The sequence below is a fragment of the Clostridium algoriphilum genome (genome assembly GCF_020443705.1).
Taxonomy (GTDB): domain Bacteria; phylum Bacillota; class Clostridia; order Clostridiales; family Clostridiaceae; genus Clostridium_AD; species Clostridium_AD algoriphilum.
On sequence record NZ_JAIZZK010000019.1, the window covers coordinates 69,124 to 87,730 of the forward strand.

The 18,607-nt window shown below is 31.1% G+C and carries 19 protein-coding genes; 11 read left to right on the forward strand and 8 right to left on the reverse strand.

Annotated elements, in window-relative coordinates:
- The first annotated feature begins 47 nt into the window (after nucleotides 1-47).
- The 4 genes from LGK95_RS14145 (at nucleotide 48) to LGK95_RS14160 (ending at nucleotide 4,378) form a co-directional block, all read left to right on the forward strand.
- Nucleotides 48-1,394, forward strand: a complete 1,347-nt coding sequence (locus tag LGK95_RS14145) for an acetyl-CoA carboxylase biotin carboxylase subunit (protein WP_226125428.1) — start codon at nucleotides 48-50, stop codon at nucleotides 1,392-1,394.
- A 118-nt stretch (nucleotides 1,395-1,512) separates the two neighbouring features.
- Entirely contained in the window at nucleotides 1,513-2,373 is an 861-nt protein-coding gene (accD, locus tag LGK95_RS14150) for an acetyl-CoA carboxylase, carboxyltransferase subunit beta (RefSeq protein WP_226125429.1), read from the forward strand.
- Between the two features lie 43 nt (nucleotides 2,374-2,416).
- Nucleotides 2,417-3,367 carry an acetyl-CoA carboxylase carboxyltransferase subunit alpha gene (locus LGK95_RS14155; RefSeq protein ID WP_226125430.1) on the forward strand — a complete coding sequence of 317 codons (951 nt, stop codon included), beginning with the start codon at nucleotides 2,417-2,419 and terminating at the stop codon, nucleotides 3,365-3,367.
- A gap of 129 nt (nucleotides 3,368-3,496) precedes the next feature.
- Nucleotides 3,497-4,378, forward strand: a complete 882-nt coding sequence (locus tag LGK95_RS14160) for a DegV family protein (protein WP_226125431.1) — start codon at nucleotides 3,497-3,499, stop codon at nucleotides 4,376-4,378.
- 151 nt (nucleotides 4,379-4,529) lie between these two features.
- Here LGK95_RS14160 and LGK95_RS14165 read toward each other — a convergent pair whose 3' ends face one another.
- Nucleotides 4,530-4,676, reverse strand: a complete 147-nt coding sequence (locus tag LGK95_RS14165) for a small, acid-soluble spore protein, alpha/beta type (RefSeq protein WP_226125432.1) — start codon at nucleotides 4,674-4,676, stop codon at nucleotides 4,530-4,532.
- Between the two features lie 189 nt (nucleotides 4,677-4,865).
- On the opposite strand from LGK95_RS14165, the gene proC reads away from it, so the two are divergent.
- The 3 genes from proC (at nucleotide 4,866) to LGK95_RS14180 (ending at nucleotide 7,615) form a co-directional block, all read left to right on the forward strand.
- A complete protein-coding gene (gene proC, locus LGK95_RS14170) occupies nucleotides 4,866-5,675 on the forward strand; it encodes a pyrroline-5-carboxylate reductase (protein WP_226125433.1) in 810 nt (269 codons plus the stop codon).
- 404 nt (nucleotides 5,676-6,079) lie between these two features.
- Nucleotides 6,080-6,379: a hypothetical protein gene (locus tag LGK95_RS14175; protein WP_226125434.1), complete on the forward strand. Its 300-nt coding sequence runs from the start codon at nucleotides 6,080-6,082 to the stop codon at nucleotides 6,377-6,379.
- A 372-nt stretch (nucleotides 6,380-6,751) separates the two neighbouring features.
- Nucleotides 6,752-7,615 carry a methionyl aminopeptidase gene (locus LGK95_RS14180; protein WP_226125435.1) on the forward strand — a complete coding sequence of 288 codons (864 nt, stop codon included), beginning with the start codon at nucleotides 6,752-6,754 and terminating at the stop codon, nucleotides 7,613-7,615.
- 130 nt (nucleotides 7,616-7,745) lie between these two features.
- Here the strand turns inward: LGK95_RS14180 and LGK95_RS14185 are convergent, their stop codons facing one another.
- The gene (locus LGK95_RS14185; RefSeq protein WP_226125436.1) at nucleotides 7,746-8,090 is read right to left on the reverse strand and encodes a protease inhibitor I42 family protein; all 345 of its coding nucleotides are present in this window, start codon (nucleotides 8,088-8,090) and stop codon (nucleotides 7,746-7,748) included.
- A 574-nt stretch (nucleotides 8,091-8,664) separates the two neighbouring features.
- On the opposite strand from LGK95_RS14185, the gene LGK95_RS14190 reads away from it, so the two are divergent.
- From LGK95_RS14190 to LGK95_RS14200, 3 genes are all read left to right on the forward strand, one after another.
- A complete protein-coding gene (locus tag LGK95_RS14190; protein ID WP_226125437.1) occupies nucleotides 8,665-11,595 on the forward strand; it encodes an insulinase family protein in 2,931 nt (976 codons plus the stop codon).
- Nucleotides 11,596-11,633: 38 nt separating this feature from the next.
- On the forward strand, nucleotides 11,634-12,581 hold the full coding sequence (locus LGK95_RS14195) for a phosphoglycerate dehydrogenase (RefSeq protein ID WP_226125438.1): 948 nt from the start codon (nucleotides 11,634-11,636) through the stop codon (nucleotides 12,579-12,581).
- A 70-nt stretch (nucleotides 12,582-12,651) separates the two neighbouring features.
- Nucleotides 12,652-13,881 carry a competence/damage-inducible protein A gene (locus LGK95_RS14200; protein WP_226125439.1) on the forward strand — a complete coding sequence of 410 codons (1,230 nt, stop codon included), beginning with the start codon at nucleotides 12,652-12,654 and terminating at the stop codon, nucleotides 13,879-13,881.
- A 125-nt stretch (nucleotides 13,882-14,006) separates the two neighbouring features.
- Here the strand turns inward: LGK95_RS14200 and LGK95_RS14205 are convergent, their stop codons facing one another.
- The 6 genes from LGK95_RS14205 to LGK95_RS14230 all read right to left on the reverse strand — a co-directional run bounded on the left by LGK95_RS14205 (nucleotide 14,007) and on the right by LGK95_RS14230 (nucleotide 18,054).
- Complete coding sequence (locus tag LGK95_RS14205; protein ID WP_226125440.1) at nucleotides 14,007-14,516, reverse strand: ferritin; 510 nt, start codon at nucleotides 14,514-14,516, stop codon at nucleotides 14,007-14,009.
- 170 nt (nucleotides 14,517-14,686) lie between these two features.
- Nucleotides 14,687-15,880, reverse strand: coding sequence for a S8 family serine peptidase (locus LGK95_RS14210; protein ID WP_226125441.1), 1,194 nt, complete (start codon nucleotides 15,878-15,880; stop codon nucleotides 14,687-14,689).
- Nucleotides 15,881-15,957: 77 nt separating this feature from the next.
- On the reverse strand, nucleotides 15,958-16,386 hold the full coding sequence (locus tag LGK95_RS14215; RefSeq protein ID WP_226125442.1) for a DMT family transporter: 429 nt from the start codon (nucleotides 16,384-16,386) through the stop codon (nucleotides 15,958-15,960).
- A gap of 56 nt (nucleotides 16,387-16,442) precedes the next feature.
- Nucleotides 16,443-16,928, reverse strand: a complete 486-nt coding sequence (locus tag LGK95_RS14220; RefSeq protein ID WP_226125443.1) for a dUTP diphosphatase — start codon at nucleotides 16,926-16,928, stop codon at nucleotides 16,443-16,445.
- Complete coding sequence (locus LGK95_RS14225; protein ID WP_226125444.1) at nucleotides 16,882-17,466, reverse strand: 2'-5' RNA ligase family protein; 585 nt, start codon at nucleotides 17,464-17,466, stop codon at nucleotides 16,882-16,884. Before LGK95_RS14225 ends, LGK95_RS14220 begins: the two co-directional genes overlap by 47 nt.
- 39 nt (nucleotides 17,467-17,505) lie before the next feature.
- Entirely contained in the window at nucleotides 17,506-18,054 is a 549-nt protein-coding gene (locus LGK95_RS14230; RefSeq protein WP_226125445.1) for a hypothetical protein, read from the reverse strand.
- A 249-nt stretch (nucleotides 18,055-18,303) separates the two neighbouring features.
- Between LGK95_RS14230 and LGK95_RS14235 the strand changes: the two genes are divergently transcribed.
- On the forward strand, nucleotides 18,304-18,465 hold the full coding sequence (locus LGK95_RS14235; protein ID WP_226125446.1) for a DUF1540 domain-containing protein: 162 nt from the start codon (nucleotides 18,304-18,306) through the stop codon (nucleotides 18,463-18,465).
- The last annotated feature ends 142 nt before the right edge of the window (nucleotides 18,466-18,607 follow it).

The window sequence follows — 18,607 nt, forward strand, 5'->3', positions numbered from 1 at the left end:
TTTAAACACTTTAGTCAATAATTTTAAGTATGGGGAAGGTAAACAATATGTTTAAGAAGATATTAATTGCTAATAGAGGCGAGATAGCGGTAAGAATAATTCGGGCATGTAATGAAATGGGTATTCAAACTGTGGCAGTATATTCTGAGGTAGATAAAGATGCCCTTCATACTCAAATGGCAGATGAGGCCATTTGCATTGGACCTGCCAAATCTAAGAATAGTTATTTAAATATGCAAAATATTTTAAGTGCCACAGTGCTTACGGGTGCAGAGGCAATTCATCCTGGTTATGGGTTTTTATCTGAAAATAGTAAGTTCGCACAGATGTGTGAGGAATGTGATATAAAATATATAGGACCAGATTCAAACAATATTGATAATATGGGAAACAAACTAAAAGCAAGAGAAATGATGATAAATGCTGGTGTACCGGTAGTTCCAGGTTCAGATGGAGAGATTGTTGATGAAACGAATGCGTTACAGGAAGCTGAAAAAATAGGGTACCCTGTAATGATAAAGGCTTCAGCAGGAGGCGGTGGACGTGGTATAAGAGTTGTTAGCAAAGAAGAAGACCTTGTATCAGCATATAATACTGCAAAAACAGAAGCAGAAACTGCTTTTGGTGATGGAACAATGTACATGGAAAAATTCATAGAAGAGCCAAGGCATATAGAGTTTCAAATACTCGCAGATGAGCATGGAAATGTGATCCATCTTGGAGAGCGAGACTGCTCTATTCAAAGGCGGAATCAGAAGGTAATAGAAGAGGCTCCTGGAGTCGTAATGACGGATGAACTTAGAAAACAGATGGGTGAGGTTGCAGTTAAAGCGGCTAGGTCTATTAATTATAAAAATGCCGGAACTATAGAATTTTTATTAGATAAGTATGGAAAATACTATTTTATGGAGATGAATACTCGTATACAGGTGGAGCACCCAATAACAGAAATGATTACCGGAGTAGATTTAGTTAAAGCTCAGATAAGAATTGCCTCGGGACAAGTGCTTCCTTATAAACAAGAGGATATAAAAATTCAAGGGCATGCTATTGAATGTAGGATAAATGCAGAAAATCCTAATAAAAATTTTATGCCTTGTCCAGGTGAAATAAAAACACTTCATATTCCTGGTGGATATGGAGTAAGGGTTGATAGTGCAGCATATCAAGGATACAAAATTCCACCTACTTATGACTCTATGATAGGAAAACTTATTGTACTCGGAAGAGATAGAGATGAAGCGATATGCAAAATGAGAAGGGCACTCGGAGAGTTTATAATAGAAGGCGTGGATACTAATATAGACTTTCAATTTAAAATAGTAAATAATAAGAATTATATAAAAGGTGACTTTGATACAAGTTTTATTAGTAAAGAATTTCAAAATCTGTAAAGGTAGCTAAACGCATACTGGAATTAATCCATTAAAAGTTTTATACTATAAGTATGGTTTCTATTATGGAGGCTATAAATTTTAGTGTGTAGGTATGTTTGTAGAAAGGGGTAGCTATATGTTTGAGTTTAAAAGTATATTTAAAAAAAGTAAATATATTGAAGTTAAAAATTTAGAAAACGAATATGGTGAGAAAAAACCTAATATCCCTTCAGGAATGTGGGTTAAATGCGAAACCTGTGGTAAAATTCTTTATAATAAGGATTTAGAGAGTAGTATAATGACCTGTGATAATTGTAGAACCCATTTTAGAATTGGATGTCGAGAGAGAATAAATTATACAATAGATAAAGGGACTTTTATAGAATACGATGAGTTTATGACATCAGAAAACCCCATTAATTTCGAAGGATATACAGAGAAAGTTCAAGGAATACAAGAAAAAACATTACTAAATGAAGGTGTAATTACTGGAGAAGGAAAGATAAATGGAAAAGAAACTATAATTGCAGTGATGGATAGTAATTTTATGATGGGAAGCATGGGTTGCGTTGTTGGAGAAAAAATAACGAGGGCCATTGAAAAAGCAACAGAGAATAAAAAACCAATCATTATATTTACAGCCTCAGGGGGTGCTAGGATGCAGGAAGGAATATTTTCACTAATGCAAATGGCTAAAACCAGTGCAGCTATTGCTAGGCATAATGAAAAAGGTTGCCTTTATATAACTGTTCTAACAGACCCAACTACAGGTGGGGTAACGGCAAGTTTTGCTACGCTGGGGGATATAATTCTCGCAGAACCTAATGCACTAATAGGTTTTGCAGGAAAAAGAGTTATAGAACAAACATTAAAGCAACAATTGCCTGAGGGATTTCAAAGAGCAGAGTTTTTGCTCCAAAAGGGTTTTATAGATAAAGTGGTGGATAGAAAAGTCATGAAAGATACATTAACTCAAATATTAGAAATGCATTCATAGTATCAAGAGAAAGACAAATGTAACACGTAGGGAGTGGAATTTTATGGTAACTTTACCTTTTGAAAAGCACATGTATGAGTTAAAAAGTAAAATAGATGAACTAAAGAATTTAGCAACAGATCAAAATATGGATCTGGATAAAGAAATAAGACAAATGGAAATTAAGCTCTACAATATGCAAAAGGAAGCCTATAAAAATTTAACTGCCTGGGATAAAGTAAGCATTGCAAGGCTTGTGGAACGTCCTACTGCCCTTGATTATATTAATATAATATTTGATTCATTTATGGAGCTACATGGAGATAGATATTATGGAGACGATTCTGCCATTGTTGGTGGAATTGCACTATTTAATGGTATACCTATAACGGTTATAGCCGAGCAAAAGGGAAATAACACCAAGGAAAACATAAAGAGAAATTTTGGAATGCCAAATCCAGAAGGATATAGAAAAGCTTTAAGACTTATGAAACAGGCAGAGAAATTCAAAAGGCCCGTTATTTGTTTTGTAGATACTCCAGGAGCATATTGTGGACTAGGTGCAGAAGAAAGAGGCCAAGGCGAAGCGATTGCTAGAAATCTCATGGAAATGTCTACTTTAAAAACGCCGATCATCTCGATAGTTATAGGAGAAGGTGGAAGTGGAGGGGCATTAGCTATGGCTGTGGCCGATGAGGTTTGGATGCTAGAGCATGCAATTTATTCTATTTTATCACCAGAGGGTTTTGCTAGTATATTGTATAAAGACGCAAGTCGTGCTAAAGAAGCGGCAAATTCGATGAAAATAACAGCCCAGGACTTAATAGGTTTTGGAGTAATAGATAGAATTATAAAAGAGCCTTTGGGTGGAGCGCATACAAATGTTAATGAAATGGCAACAAACATTAAACGCAACTTAGAGGAAGCAATTGGTAGATTAATACATGAACCAATAGAATCATTACTTACCAAGAGATATTATAAATTTAGAAAAATAGGTAAGGTCGTGGAATAATTCTTATTTTGGAGAAGTTAAGAAAAGTTAATATACTTTTCTTTTTTTTGGTATTAAAGTGTATATATAAATCATACATAATAGAAAATGAGAATAATATTTATGAGAATGGTGAAGGGGAATTAAGGTATGAGTAAAACACATAGTGAGATAATTCTAGTAATAGATTCAGGATGCGATTTACCTTTAGAGTACATTAAACAAGATAATATAGTGCCATTAGGTTTAATATGTAACTTTAAAGGTCAATCAATTGAGGATGACTTTGGTGAGAATTTTACTCGTAAAAATTTCTATGATGCTTTAAGACAGGGAGAGATGCCTACTACATCACAAATTAATAGTCAAAGATTTGTTGATGTTTTTAAAAAGTACATAGATATGGGAAAATCTATAATATACATCGCAATGTCTTCTGCCCTAACTGGAACTATAAATAGCGCGAATATAGCAAGAGAAACTATACTTGAAGAGTTACCTGGGGCCGATATAAGCATAGTAGATAGTAAATGTGCAAGCCTCGGACAAGGACTATTAGTTTATTATGCTTATGAAATGTTAAAGAGGGGGAGCGTTAAAGAAGAGATAGTTGAATGGCTTGAGGAAAACAAACTTAAGATTAATCATTGGTTTACAGTTAATGATTTAAATCATCTTAAAAGGGGTGGGAGGATATCCAGTTCGGCTGCAGTTGTTGGCAATTTATTAAATATAAAACCGGTTTTATTTGTTGACAATGAAGGACGACTTATTTCTTACTCTAAATGCCGAGGTAGAAAAAAAGCAATAAATACTTTAGTCCAAATATATAAAGAAAGAACAGACCCTAAAAAGGAGCAAGTTATTGCTATAGGCCATGGCGATTGTCTTGAAGATGCATTAGCTCTAGAGGTATTGCTTCGCGAGCATGGAAATGTTAAAGACGTTATTTTAAGTTATGTAGGTACCGCAATAGGATCCCATACTGGACCAGAAATATTAGGATTATACTTTATAGCTGAGAGAAGATAATAGTTAGATATATTAGAGGAGCACCTGAAGTGCCCCTCTATTTTGATTGCATTATATTTTTACTTCATAATATTGGTAAACAAAATAAAGATGTCATAGGACATCTTTATTTTTTAGGTATTTATAAAAAATAACTAATCAGTATGTTAATCTATTTTGTTTCTTTTCCCAATTTTTTAGATTCTTTAGAAACACCTATTTCATTGGCAGTTTCCATTCTCATTTTATCTAATTCTTTTTTTGTTTTTTGACTAGCCTTTTTATTATCTTTACTGTTTTTGTTGTTTTTATGTGACATATCAAGATCCTCCTTGTATTGCTTAAGGGGACAAAATAATTATTAATTATTGCCTCTTAATATTAAATATTTCAATATTAATATAACCAAGTTTATGAAATGTATGTGGTAAAAACGTTTTTTATTTGAATGTGTATTTTAATGATATAATTAATATTAATAATAAATTATATAGGAGGAATTAATGATATGAATAAAACAATAGGATTTATAGGCTGTGGGAATATGGCTCAGGCTATGATAAGTGGAATAGTAAAATCAAACTTAGTTTCTAGCGAAAAGGTAATAGCTAGTAATCCATCAAATAGGAGTTTAAGTAAGGTAAAAGAAGAACTTAATATTATAGTAACAAATGATAATAAGGAGGTTGCGAGACTTTCTGATATAGTAGTATTAGCTGTAAAGCCTTATAAATATTTTGAAGTTATCGATGAGATAAAAACATATTTAAAAAAAGAGGTAGTTATAGTAACTATAGCGGCCGGGATAACACTTGAACATATGAGTAATTCAATAGGCAGTGAGGCGAAGGTTGTAAGAACTATGCCGAATACTCCAGCACTTGTTGGAGAGGGAATGAGTGCACTATGCGCCAATAAGAACATAACTAAGGATGAATTGGAAGACGTAGTAAAAATTTTTGAAAGCTTTGGTAAGATAGAGATATTAGAAGAAAAACTTATTGATGTCGTTCCAGCTGTTAGTGGGTCATCCCCTGCATATGTGTATATGTTTATTGAAGCACTAGGTGATGGAGCTGTACTTCAAGGGATGCCAAGGGAAAAAGCTTATAAAATGGCGGCTCAAGCAGTGCTCGGCGCAGCGAAAATGGTGCTTGAGACCGGTCAGCACCCAGGAAAACTTAAAGATGATGTATGTTCACCAGGGGGAACTACTATAGAGGCAGTATATTCATTAGAAAAGAATAATTTTCGTGGATCAGTAATTTCAGCTATGGAGAGTTGCACTCAGAAGGCAATTAAAATGGGTAAAAAATGATTAGCTATATAAAAATTAAATAATAAGGAATATCCTAATACATAGAAATATATTGGGGTGACTGGGTACAAGTTTAGAGTAAAAATAACTCAAAGCTTGTACCCATTTATAAGGCATAATATTTATTTAAATATTATGCCTTATAAATATTACGAGTAATAAAAATTGCATACATAACATATGCATATATTAAGACTCTAATATATAATAAATCTGTTGACTTACGAACAAATGTTCGATACAATATAAATACAACATATTAAGACAAAATACCTGTAAAGTATTTAAAAATATATAAAAATCTCATTACTAGCAGCTTTATTTTACAGCTAAACTGCATTTGAAAAAATTAATAGAGTAGTTAAAAGCTAGTTTAGTATATTATTTAACTGGGGGTAAAATAAATGGAAACAAAAGATTTATTAGTTAAGATTAATTATTCGCAAAAAGGTAATGACAGTTTAGCAATAACTTATACTACGAATACAGATAAGGTTAATCATTCTTCTAAATATTTAATTTGCGGGGGAATGTATAATAGAAATGGTGGCACTATAATATTTAAGGCTAAAAATATAGAAGAAGCCACAGAGATAGCTAATAATAATTTGGTAGTTAAAGCAGGAACTAATAAATATGAGTATCTTAAAAGGGATTATATAGTAAATGATATGCAGGAAATAAATTCGATAAAGTCATATTAGTATACTTTTAGTATAGAAGGACATTCTTTAATTTAAGAATGTCCTTTAAGACGTTTAAGAAACATGTAATTAAAATGCTATATATCTAATTTATTTATTGCATATTTAATTAAATATAATTTATTGAAATTACGGATATAAGGTTACATTTAAAAAGAGTTTTGGAAATAATGTTGAATACTTAGAATTATGAACTATAATGTAAGGTGAATCATAAATATACAATATGAACTTTAAAATTCAAGATTCATTAAAAATAAAGATATACTTAGGCACCTTAAAGAATAACAAGTATAGGATGCCTTATTATTAATTTGTAGTTAATTGTAGTCAAATTTATGCTTTGAATAATTTTAGATGGGAGGATATATAATGAACAAACTATCACGAAATGATACTTGTTGGTGTGGCAGTGGTAAAAAATATAAAAAATGTCATATGGATCAAGATGCGTTTATAAGTAATATAGAAGAAAAAGTAGGTTATAGTATTCCTAGAGATATCATGAAAACAGATGAACAAGTTGAAGGTATAAGAAAAAGTTGTAAATTAACTCATGATGTACTTGAAATGGTTGGCGAGAAAATAAAGGTGGGAATAACCACAGACGAAATTAATACTTGGGTGCATGAATATACAGTTGCACATAATGCATATCCAGCACCATTAGGCTATGGCGACTTCCCTAAGAGCGTATGCACATCAATTAATGATGTAATATGTCATGGCATACCAAGTGATACAGTTTTAAAAGATGGCGATATAGTTAATGTAGATGTATCCTGCATATTAGAGGGCTATTATGGCGATGCTAGCAGAATGTATATAATAGGGGAAGCTTCTAAAGAGGCCGTAGACTTGGTACGTGTATCAAAGGAATGCCTAGAAAAAGGAATAGAACAGGTAAAACCATTCAATACACTCGGAGATCTAGGGTATGCTATTCAACAACATGCGGAAGGTCTTGGATATTCAGTAGTATACGATTATGGTGGTCATGGTGTTGGTCTAGAGTTTCATGAAGAACCATTTGTAGCGCATATTGGTAATAAGGGAGAAGGTACAATATTACTTCCTAACATGACATTTACTATTGAGCCTATGATTAACATCGGGAGTCCTGATACGGCTGTACTTGATGATGATTGGACGGCTGTGACAACAGATGGTTCATTGTCTTCACAATGGGAACATACTATACTTGTTACTCAAACCGGATATGAAATACTAACGTAGACTCGCGTAAAAAAATAACAAGCTGGTATAAATAGCTTGTTATTTTTTGTAATGGGTATTAAAAGCAAATTATATAATGAAATACTCTCAGAAATGGGGGTGTTTTTTAGTGTTATATTAATAAGAATTACTACTCTACTTTTATTATATATGTGTATTCATCTAAGGAGCAATTCTCTCTTTTCCAGCTTTTATAGTAAGCAAATTGTATTCTACATTCTCCGTGTTTCAAGCACTTAAATCTCCAAATGATTTGCTTACTTCCTCCAATTATATTTGGTTTGTTAAAATCAAATATTTTTTTAAAATCTAAATCAAGGATGGAAGGATCTGATATATTGTAGTACCAACAATATCCAGTCGATGGAGACTCATCTAATTCAATAAGCATATGTTCTTGTAGTGTCATCACATTTATAAAATCATGGCTCAAAACAGTAGCATTTAATTTAGAATTTTCATATTCATCAGTCAAGTAATCACCACCTTTATAATAGCTATATAAGAAATACGTTATAGATTTAGCAGTTAGAATACATAACACATTAATTAACAATAATTATAAATATATATAATAGTTACTATTGTTTCTTTAATATTTCTTTTTATTCATGCAACAACAGTATTACAAATTTAGTTTTATCAGTAATATGTGATGGGTTATTTGGAAATAGGTAAATTATAATTATTTAGTATAATTAAGTGTAGCTTAAGAAAAACGTTTCTTTTAAGAGCATTCAATAAATTATTTAAAAGTATAATGAAAAAACTGATTTGTACATATACATAATCGTAGTTCAATTAAATAGTTAAAATACAATTAAATTTTTAGGTTAATTATAGTATAGAGAAAATTGAAATAAGGAAGAATATATGTATATATAATAACTTGTGTTATTAGTAACCAGGAATAAAATGGTGTATAATTAATATAATAGGGAAATTTTACTGTTATATGATGTTATTCATAGTTAATCTAGCAAGATTTAAGGAAATGAAACATCTAATAAGTGTTTTAAACTTTCAATGAAAGTATGAGGAGGAGACAAATGAAATTTACGATTGGCAGTACATATCATGGCTTTAAGTTAATCGAGGAAAAAAATATAAAAGAGTTAAATTCAGTGACAAGATTGTTTGAACACGTGAAAAGCGGAGCTAGACTATTGCATTTACAAAATGATGATGATAATAAGGTGTTTTCTATAGGGTTTAGAACACCCCCTAAAGATAGTAAAGGAGTCCCACATATACTTGAGCATTCGGTACTTTGTGGTTCTCGAAAATTTCCAACAAAGGAGCCTTTTGTTGAGCTAATAAAGGGATCTTTAAATACGTTTTTAAATGCTATGACTTTTTCAGATAAAACAATATACCCTCTAGCTAGTAAAAATGAGAAAGATTTTTTTAATCTTATGAATGTGTATTTAGATGCGGTTTTCTATCCCAATATATACACGCAACCAGAAATACTAATGCAAGAAGGGTGGCATTATGAATTAGAGAACAAAGATGACAAACTAAATTATAAAGGTGTAGTTTATAATGAAATGAAGGGTGCATTTTCGTCCCCTGAGGGTTGCCTTATGCGAAAAATTCAAGAATCGCTATTTCCAGATACTTCATATGGTGTAGAGTCCGGTGGAGACCCTGAATGTATACCAGAATTATCTCAGAAAGAATTTCTAGATTTTCACAAGAAATATTACCATCCGTCGAATAGTTATATATTCCTATATGGAGATGGAAATATTGATAAGCAGTTACAATTTATTAGCGATGAATATTTAAATAATTTTGATAAAATTTCAGTAGAATCAGCTATTGAGCTTCAAAAGCCATTTAGCAAAATGAAAGAAGTTAAGATGGATTATCCTATTTCCTGCGATGATGATGAACTGGGAAAAACCTTCTTAAGTTTGAACTTTGTATCAGGAGATAATATTAGCCAGCCAGAATTACATTTAGCATTTGAAATTTTAGAATATTTATTACTCGAGAGTGCGGCTGCACCTTTAAAGAAAGCACTTGTAGACGCTGAGATAGGTAAAGATGTATTTGGAAGTTTTGATAATAGTATATTGCAACCAGTGTTTAGTATAGTAGTAAAAAACTCTAATGAAAGTGAAAAAGAAAAATTTAAAGACGTCGTTCTTACAACTTTAAAAAATATAGTTAAAGAGGGAATAGACAAGAAACTAATAGAAGCCTGCATTAATATTACTGAATTTAAATTAAGAGAAGCTGACCTAGGTGGTTTTCCAAAGGGATTATACTATTATATAACTAGTATGGATAGTTGGCTTTATGACAAAGATCCTACTATACATTTAGAGTATGAAAGTTATTTAAGTAAAATAAAAGCGGCTTTAACTACTAATTATTTTGAAGAGCTTATAGAGAAGTATCTATTAAATAATACCCATAGTTCTATGGTGATTTTAAATGGTAAAAAAGGCTTGGCAGAACTAAAATCTAAGGCAGCAGATGAGAAACTAGCAAAGTTTAAGGCAAGTCTTTCTGAAAAACAGATAGATGAGATTATACAAGAAACAAAATCTCTTAAAAAAAGACAAATGACACCAGATGAGAAAGAAGTGCTTGAAACTATCCCTCTACTTGAACTTTCAGATATTGAAAATAATGTAGAACATTTACCAATAGAGGAAAAAGAGGAGCAAGGAGTAAAGGTATTATCCCATGATATATTTACTAATAAGATTGCTTATATAAATATATTGTTTGACGCTAAAAAAGTAGATATGAAGTTAATACCTTATATAACATTACTATCAACTATTTTAGGAAGAGTAAGTACTGAAAAGACTAACTACTCCGATTTATCTAATGAAGTTAACATTAATACTGGTGGAATTCATTTTACTACAGATGTATATGGTGAAAATGAAAATTTTGAAAAATATAGTCCTAAATTAGTAATAAAAGCTAAAGCATTGTCTGAAAAAATTCCTAAATTATTTGATATTATAGCTGAGATAATAGGCACTACTAAGTTTGATGAAAAAAAGCGTGTGAAGGAATTAATTCAACAACTAAAATCAAGGCATGAAATGAAAATTCTTGATCGAGGACATATGGTAGCAGCTGGAAGACTTACTTCTTATTTTTCACCAGCATCAGCATATATTGAAAAAACAACAGGAATATCTTTTTATAAATTTATAAACGAAATTGAAATGGATTTTGACAATAAATTCGAAGAGATTATTGAAAATCTAAATAAGGTATCAAAGCTTATATTTAACAAGAATAATCTTATTATAAGTGTTACAGGAGAAGAGGATATATATACTACTTTTGCAGCTGAACTTCCTAAAATCATAAATATTTTAGAAAATAAAAAATTGCCAGATGCTTCATATGATTTCGAGCTAAGCAAAGACAATGAAGGACTATTAACTTCATCAGATGTTCAGTATGTAGCTAAAGGCTATAATTTCATTAAGAAAGGCTATACTTATTCAGGCAAGATGCTAGTACTTAAAACTATAGCAAGTCTTGACTATCTATGGAACAGAGTTCGTGTGCAAGGTGGAGCCTATGGTGGGTTTGCAAACTTAGCAAGAAGTGGTAACATAGTTTTTGTTTCTTATCGTGATCCTAATGTTCAAGAGACTTTGAAAGCATATGATGGAATATGTGATTATATAGGGAGCTTTGAGGCATCTGAAAGGGAAATGACAAAATACATTATAGGAACTATTAGTGATCTTGATTCGCCATTAACGCCTTCTATGAAGGGCGAGCGCGCTACAGCATATTATATAAGAGGTATTACAGAAGCTCAAAGACAAAAGGAAAGGGAAGAAGTATTAAGTACAAAGCCTGAAGACATTAAGGCTTTCAACGATTTATTAAGTGATATTATAAATGAGGATTGCTTCTGCATTTTAGGAAATGAAACTAAACTTAAAGATAACAAAGATATATTTACAAGCATTGTAAATGTATTTAAATAAGGTGCCTTATGGCACCTTTTTTTCAAAGGGGGAAAGGAATGACTATCAAGGCACTTTTCACATATAACTACGGAGGAGATAAAAGAAAAGCTATAGAGGAATTTGGATATGATATAAAGCTTATACCAGAGCAAAATCTATTTTATTCTGAAGAACTTGCAGACGTAGAAGTTTTAGTTTGTTATGATCCTTTTAAAACGCTACAGATAGAAAAAATGAAAAAGCTAAAATGGATTCAATTATCTAGCATAGGAATTGACCAACTGCCAGTGGAGTATGTTAAAAACAATTCTATTATAATTACAAATAATAATGGTGGGTATAGTATACCTATGGGGGAGTGGATTGTATTAAAAACGCTAGAGCTTTTAAAAAATAGTAAGGGGCTATATGAAAACCAAGTTAATAGAAAGTGGAAAATAGATACAAGCATTCATGAGTTATATGGTAAAACTATAGGTTTTATAGGAACAGGTACCATAGCACTAGAGGCTGCTAAAAGATTTCGAGGTTTTGGGGTAACCATATTAGGTGTAAATACTAATGGTAGAAATATCGAGCATTTCGATAGATGTTATTCTATGGGTGAACGTTTTGAAATGTTTAAGTTATGTGATGTGGTTGTGGTTACGTTACCATATACTAAGGAAACTTATCATTTAATTAATGAAGATGCATTCAGTGAAATGAAGGATGGAAGTTATTTTATAAATGTAGCTAGAGGAAGTATTGTCGATGAGAGGTTTCTAATTAGTAGCTTAATGAATGGTAAGTTAGCAGGGGCTGCACTAGACGTATATGAAGAAGAACCACTAAAGCAGCATAATCAATTATGGGATTTAAATAATGTTATATTAACTTCCCATAATTCATGGGTATCAGAGATGAAAAATAAAAGAAGATTCGTGACCATATTAGAAAATATGAGAAGGTATACAGCTTGCGAAGAATTGGTAAATGTAGTAGATTTAAAAAAAGGTTACTAAATGCTATGTGGAATTATGAATATTTAACTGGAAAAGTCACATGGGAAATAACTAATAGGAGGAATTTATTATGAAAGCTGAAATATTAGCAGTAGGAACAGAAATATTACTTGGTGATATAATCAATACAAATGCGCAATATATCGCTAAGAGACTCGCAGATTTAGGGGTATCAGTTTATCATCAGTCAGTAGTTGGAGATAATCCAGAAAGACTTTTAGAGGCATATAATTTAGCGTTTAGTAGGGCTGATTTAGTTATAGCTACAGGGGGACTTGGACCTACAAAGGATGATTTGACTAAGGAAGTAGCTTTTGAGTATTTTAAAAAACAAAGTGTGGTGCATGAACCTTCACTGCAAAGTATTGAGAAATATTATAAAGACACAAATAGACAAATGACAGAAAGCGTTAAAAAACAAGCTTATTTCCCAGTAGATGCTGTAATTCTTCCAAATAATAATGGTACAGCACCAGGATGTATAATAGATGAAGATAGAAACATAGTTGCACTTTTACCTGGACCACCTTGGGAAATGAAACCTATGTTTGAGGAATCTGTAGTTCCTTATCTTAAAAAGTTTCAGCAAGGAGTGTTAGTGTCAAAGGTTCTTAGAGTTATTGGAGTGGGTGAGAGCAAGGCAGCAAGTATATTAGAAGATATAATGGATAATCAAACCAATCCAACAGTAGCACCTTATGCTAAAGAAGGGGAAGTAACCTTTAGAATTACTGCAAAAGCTAATACTCAGGAGGAAGGCACGAGACTGATTGTGCCTATGGAAAAAGAAATACGTAGAAGACTTGGCAGTAATATTTATGGAGAAGGAAATATTACTTTAGAACATGTACTTGGAGAAATGTTAGTAAATAAAAAGTTAACTATAGCTACAGCTGAATCTTGCACAGGAGGAATGGTAGCAGCAAGGCTTATAAACTATCCTGGTATATCTTCTGCGTTTGTTGAGGGCGCAGTGACTTACTGCAATGAAGCTAAAGTTAAAAGATTAGGAGTTAAGCAGGAAACCTTAGATAAATATGGTGCAGTTAGTAGTGAAGTGGCGGGAGAAATGGCAGAAGGTATAGCAAAAGCTGCAGGAACTAATATTGGAATTTCGACCACTGGAATTGCAGGTCCAGATGGTGGAAGCGAAGATAAACCAGTTGGACTTGTATATGTAGGGTTATATATAAATGGGAAAGTTAAAACTGAGATGCTTAAATTAGTAGGGGATAGGCAGAAAATACGAGAAAGAGCAACTATGCAGCTACTAGATTTACTTAGGAGAGAATTATTATAGCTTTTAAGTATTAAAAGATTCATGATAATTCAAAGAAGAGACATGATTATAAAATTTTAAAGGCACATATCAATATTGATATGTGCCTTTAAAATTTTATATGTTTTTGAATGAATATATATAATTTATTTAGTAATAGGTGGAATGAAAACTCTTGTTGCAAGTTCATTATCAAGCATATAAATACTTGTAGGATCATCATTAATTCTTCCAAGTCTTTTTATAAGACCATTAAAAGTAGCTTCTTCCTCTACTTGTTCATCTATAAACCATTTAAGCAAGCTGATAGTAGCATGCTCTCTTTCCTCTGTAGCAATGTCAGTAAGATTATAAATTTTACTAGTTACAATCTTTTCATGTTCATATGCTATTTTAAAAACATCAAGAAGCGTTTTATAATTATTTTGAGGTTCAGGCATTCCATCTAGAGTTACCCGTCCATTCATTTCATTTACATAATTATAAAATTTCATAGCATGGAACTTTTCTTCCTCAGCTTGTACTTTAAAGAAATTTGAGAAACCATCAAAGTCTTCTGCGGCACAATAAGCTGCCATAGCTAAATAAAGGTGTGCAGAATAAAATTCAAAGTTCATTTGTTTGTTTAGTTCAGTGAACAATCTTTCGCTTATCATATTAATCCTCCTATTATTCTTCAGGCACACAAAGTAATAATTATACCCTTAGAAATGCAGTTTTTATTAGTTTATAATATTAAATGATACTAATAATAGTTTTTAAGTAATTATCAATATTTAACAATATATATATATTATACACCTAATAAGTATTTTTAATCAATTGATCAAGGTAATAATTTTTCTATGTCCAAAATACCTGAACCTTGCATATATTTAGGAAAATTTATTAAACTCGAAGATACTTTTAGTAGGGCTAATATGTCCTTGAAACATAAATTTATATTGTTCTCATAGAGAAGAGCGCATATGCCACTTATAAAAGCAGCAGAGCAGGAAGTTCCCGTGTAGGTCGTATATAGATTAGTTATGGATTGAGGATAGAGCTTTACGCCATTTTTCTCCGATATGAATTGCGTATCAGAAATAAGGGAACAAATATCAACACAGGCAGCAATTAAGTTTGGTTTATCAAGTTTTTGAAAAGGACCGCAGGAGGAATATTCGTAAATCTTAGCATCGCTTGTGCTATTATAACCACCAACAGTTATGCAATTACTAAGTGTAGCTATGCCTCTTATAGAACTTTTAATATTTTGATTGCTACCGCTTGGGACAATTATCACTATCCCTTTTGATATTGCAAGGTCAAAAAGATTTGAGAATAAAGAAAGTGTAAATTCATTAGTCTCTAGAGTTTCAAAAGGGAGACAGATAATTTTTATATTAAATTCCTTACTTTCATTAATTAAAGCCTCTAAAGAAAATAAGATATCGGATATGAAACCTTTCCCTAGTCTATTAAAGGCTTTGATCATATAAAGATGGCTATTTATTGCAACCCCTTTGTACATACCTCTTGATCCATAACCGCTACTACAAATTAATCCACTAATAAAGGTGCCGTGTCCATTATCATCATAAGGATAGTTTAAATTATTAACTACATCTATGAATTTTTTAATTCTATTGTTGGGATTTATTAAATCACAATGTGGATACACACCACTGTCAATTATTCCAACACCAATACCTTTTCCAGATAGTTCGTAGTTTGTATGGAAGGATATGCCATTGGATGATAATACACTATTGCCACACAAATGTGCATAAGAATCAAAAGTAATATATGCTGTTTGAGGATATTCTAGTAGTCTATTAATAGCAGTAGAAGTTAAAATAGCACAAATACAGCTTATTGAAGGAATATTTCGTATAATATCGCATTTTAAAGATTTAATTTTATTAATAGTTTTATCCTCAAGAGATTTGCAATGTATTATTACCCTATAGTTTTCATATAGATTACATTGCAAAGCGTGTCTTAAGGTAGGGTCCAATTTATTTTTGAAGGAAAACATGTATGCCTCCTAGTGTATTGTTACAATATTATAGTATATGCAAATTATTAAAATATGTTAATGCATTTACAAAAAAACTAGCATTTCAATTTGAATATTATTATACCTACAATCATTATGCCAATACCTATAAATTTAGATAAGGCGAATTTAATTTGATCGGCGCCAAACATCCCAAAGCTATCAATTACACCAGCGGCTAGTAACTGAGCAACTAATATAATTGCGATAGAACAAGTTGGTCCCATGTTCGATATTCCTAGCATAACAGAAAATATAATGATAGCACCTAAAGCTCCACCTAATAAATACAATTTATTAACTTCTTTTATCGCTCTGAAATTACCATTGCCAGCTATTAGTAGTATTATTAAGGTTAGAATTAGCCCAGTACCTTGAACAAATACATTAGTTTCCCAAAGCCCAATTTTTTCACTTACCCTTGTATTAAAAACACCTTGAAGACTCATACATATTCCTGCAATTATAGAAAATATCACACCCAATTACAATCACACTCCTCTAGGTTAGTTTACCCAGAATGCATTGCAATATTAAAAAATTAGTATCCATTGTCCTGTCTTTCATGATTTATTTTGTTTTTATATAAATAGGCACTTTCTATATCATCTTCACAAAAACCTAAATTTTTACCTAAACTTAAAAAATTATGAAAAATGTTTAAATAGTTACCAATAGATGGACAACTAGTAAAATCTGAAACATATATATATATGTTTAAGAACTGCTGAGATAGTTCACAAGAAATATCTTTAACATCTAAAGTGATGTCTTGAAAGTTTTTTTCGATTCCTAAACCTAATATAAAGTGAAGGCAATCTACATACTCTTCAAGAATCACATTGTCGTTTGATGGTTTTTTGTTACTCCAAAATTTAAAACAACGGGTTTCATTGGCTAGCTCACCGAGTTCTACCTGAAGTGATAGTATTTTTTTGTTTAATAATGGTACTCCTTCAAGGTGATGTTCTGCTTGAATTCTATTGTCTAAGGTGCTTTGCATCTGAAATAAATTTTGTAAGTTCATATTGTTTAACCACCATTTCATCATTATTATTTATAGGTTTCCAAAGCTCTACACTATCAATAGTTATAGTTCTTGTGAAATTTTCATCTTTAGCTAAATTACATGCCGCTAAATATTCGCTATTAGACCATTCCCTATCTGCAAAGGTAGTGTTCGCTAATGAAATATGTAAATTCCAATTTTCAATATGCTTTCTAACATCAAAGCCCTGTACATTTAAGTTGGAATTTATCGTTTTAGATAATTCATATATAGTACCTGCGTTTCTAATATTTAGGTTTACAGATTTATAGGGAGGGTCAAAACATATTACACCATTCAATTCAAACTCAAATTTAGTATATTCCTTAAGAATAGTTTTTAATGAAATATCTAGATCATAAAGATTAGGATCAGTTATTATTTCTAGAGTTATATGAAGTTTAGGTAAATTTGCGTCAGAGCTGTATAGGTTATATTTTTTACAGAGTGATTTTTGAATAGACTCCATGTATTTATAAGAAACTTCATCAAATAAGCCGACTAAATAGTATACCATTGCCATCCCCCTCAAACCTAAAACATGTATATATAGTTTTTAGTATTCTCTTAATGCATAAGTTTTAACTAACATTTCTTTTTTATTACTAACTTGCTTCCACAATTCAAGTCTAGAAACCTTTACAAATTTATAAAAATCATCCATATTTAAAGTATCATCAATATGAATTGAACCACCATTATAAGACTTTTTGATTATGTGATTAGCATTAGCAAGTAGAATACGCAAATCAATGTTATCATCATCGGTTTTAACGTTAAAACTATGTAAATCTAAAGTTTCTGTTATATTTCTTGCAAGTCGAAATATATATCCTTTGTCCTCAACTTTGAGGTTGACTTGACTAAGATTTTCACTTAAAACAACACTATTATTTATGCCCACCTTAAATTTTTTATAAGGAACTAAGATTTTAGAAATAACTACATCTAATTTTTCAATATCGGGATTTGTTATAGCACTTATAGTTATATATAGACTAGGCGAGCTCTTATATAGTTTATATTTTTTACAAATATCTCTTTGTATATTTTGAACTGTAGAATTAGATAAATCATCAAATAGTGCAACTAAAAAATATTTCATATTTCTCCTCCAAGCGAAATTAATAACCAATATTGATTATTAATTATTACGAATAAATTATAAGAGTATTATAACATAATATTTAACTTTTGTATTTTATATGTAAAATTTTGTATCAATAATGCGATTTAACATTTATATAAATTAAATACAGGTGGTTTAATTATTTTTTATTGTTTATGCGCATAACTATTTTATTTATGCTAATAATAATAATAGTTGTAATTAATAAATGGAGGTGCTTTTTCGATGAATCATAATGACAGTATAGGTTGTGTAGTTAGTGAGTGTAAATTTCATTGTAAGGATGATAATTTTTGTACTCTAAACAAAATTGAAGTTGTTAAACATGAAAATATTGCTAAAACAACAGAGTGTACAGACTGTGGAAGTTTTAAGAGCATGCAATAGTTAAAACAATATAAAAGATCACCCGTGATATTGAACTGAACCATGGTTAATGGACACTAAAAATAAACCCCTACCATAGAATATCTTGAATTTACGTAAGCTGACACCGTTTTTCATATGGTGTCAGTTTTGTTTTTAGTTG

Excerpts from the sequence above, each read along its gene's own strand:
- LGK95_RS14145 (WP_226125428.1), top strand. The coding sequence starts at position 48 with ATGTTTAAGAAGATATTAATTGCTAATAGAGGCGAGATAGCGGTAAGA.
- accD (WP_226125429.1), top strand. The coding sequence starts at position 1,513 with ATGTTTGAGTTTAAAAGTATATTTAAAAAAAGTAAATATATTGAAGTT.
- LGK95_RS14155 (WP_226125430.1), top strand. The coding sequence starts at position 2,417 with ATGGTAACTTTACCTTTTGAAAAGCACATGTATGAGTTAAAAAGTAAA.
- LGK95_RS14160 (WP_226125431.1), top strand. The coding sequence starts at position 3,497 with ATGAGTAAAACACATAGTGAGATAATTCTAGTAATAGATTCAGGATGC.
- LGK95_RS14165 (WP_226125432.1), bottom strand. The coding sequence starts at position 4,676 with ATGTCACATAAAAACAACAAAAACAGTAAAGATAATAAAAAGGCTAGT.
- proC (WP_226125433.1), top strand. The coding sequence starts at position 4,866 with ATGAATAAAACAATAGGATTTATAGGCTGTGGGAATATGGCTCAGGCT.
- LGK95_RS14175 (WP_226125434.1), top strand. The coding sequence starts at position 6,080 with ATGGAAACAAAAGATTTATTAGTTAAGATTAATTATTCGCAAAAAGGT.
- LGK95_RS14180 (WP_226125435.1), top strand. The coding sequence starts at position 6,752 with ATGAACAAACTATCACGAAATGATACTTGTTGGTGTGGCAGTGGTAAA.
- LGK95_RS14190 (WP_226125437.1), top strand. The coding sequence starts at position 8,665 with ATGAAATTTACGATTGGCAGTACATATCATGGCTTTAAGTTAATCGAG.
- LGK95_RS14195 (WP_226125438.1), top strand. The coding sequence starts at position 11,634 with ATGACTATCAAGGCACTTTTCACATATAACTACGGAGGAGATAAAAGA.
- LGK95_RS14200 (WP_226125439.1), top strand. The coding sequence starts at position 12,652 with ATGAAAGCTGAAATATTAGCAGTAGGAACAGAAATATTACTTGGTGAT.
- LGK95_RS14205 (WP_226125440.1), bottom strand. The coding sequence starts at position 14,516 with ATGATAAGCGAAAGATTGTTCACTGAACTAAACAAACAAATGAACTTT.
- LGK95_RS14210 (WP_226125441.1), bottom strand. The coding sequence starts at position 15,880 with ATGTTTTCCTTCAAAAATAAATTGGACCCTACCTTAAGACACGCTTTG.
- LGK95_RS14220 (WP_226125443.1), bottom strand. The coding sequence starts at position 16,928 with ATGAACTTACAAAATTTATTTCAGATGCAAAGCACCTTAGACAATAGA.
- LGK95_RS14225 (WP_226125444.1), bottom strand. The coding sequence starts at position 17,466 with ATGGTATACTATTTAGTCGGCTTATTTGATGAAGTTTCTTATAAATAC.
- LGK95_RS14230 (WP_226125445.1), bottom strand. The coding sequence starts at position 18,054 with ATGAAATATTTTTTAGTTGCACTATTTGATGATTTATCTAATTCTACA.
- LGK95_RS14235 (WP_226125446.1), top strand. The coding sequence starts at position 18,304 with ATGAATCATAATGACAGTATAGGTTGTGTAGTTAGTGAGTGTAAATTT.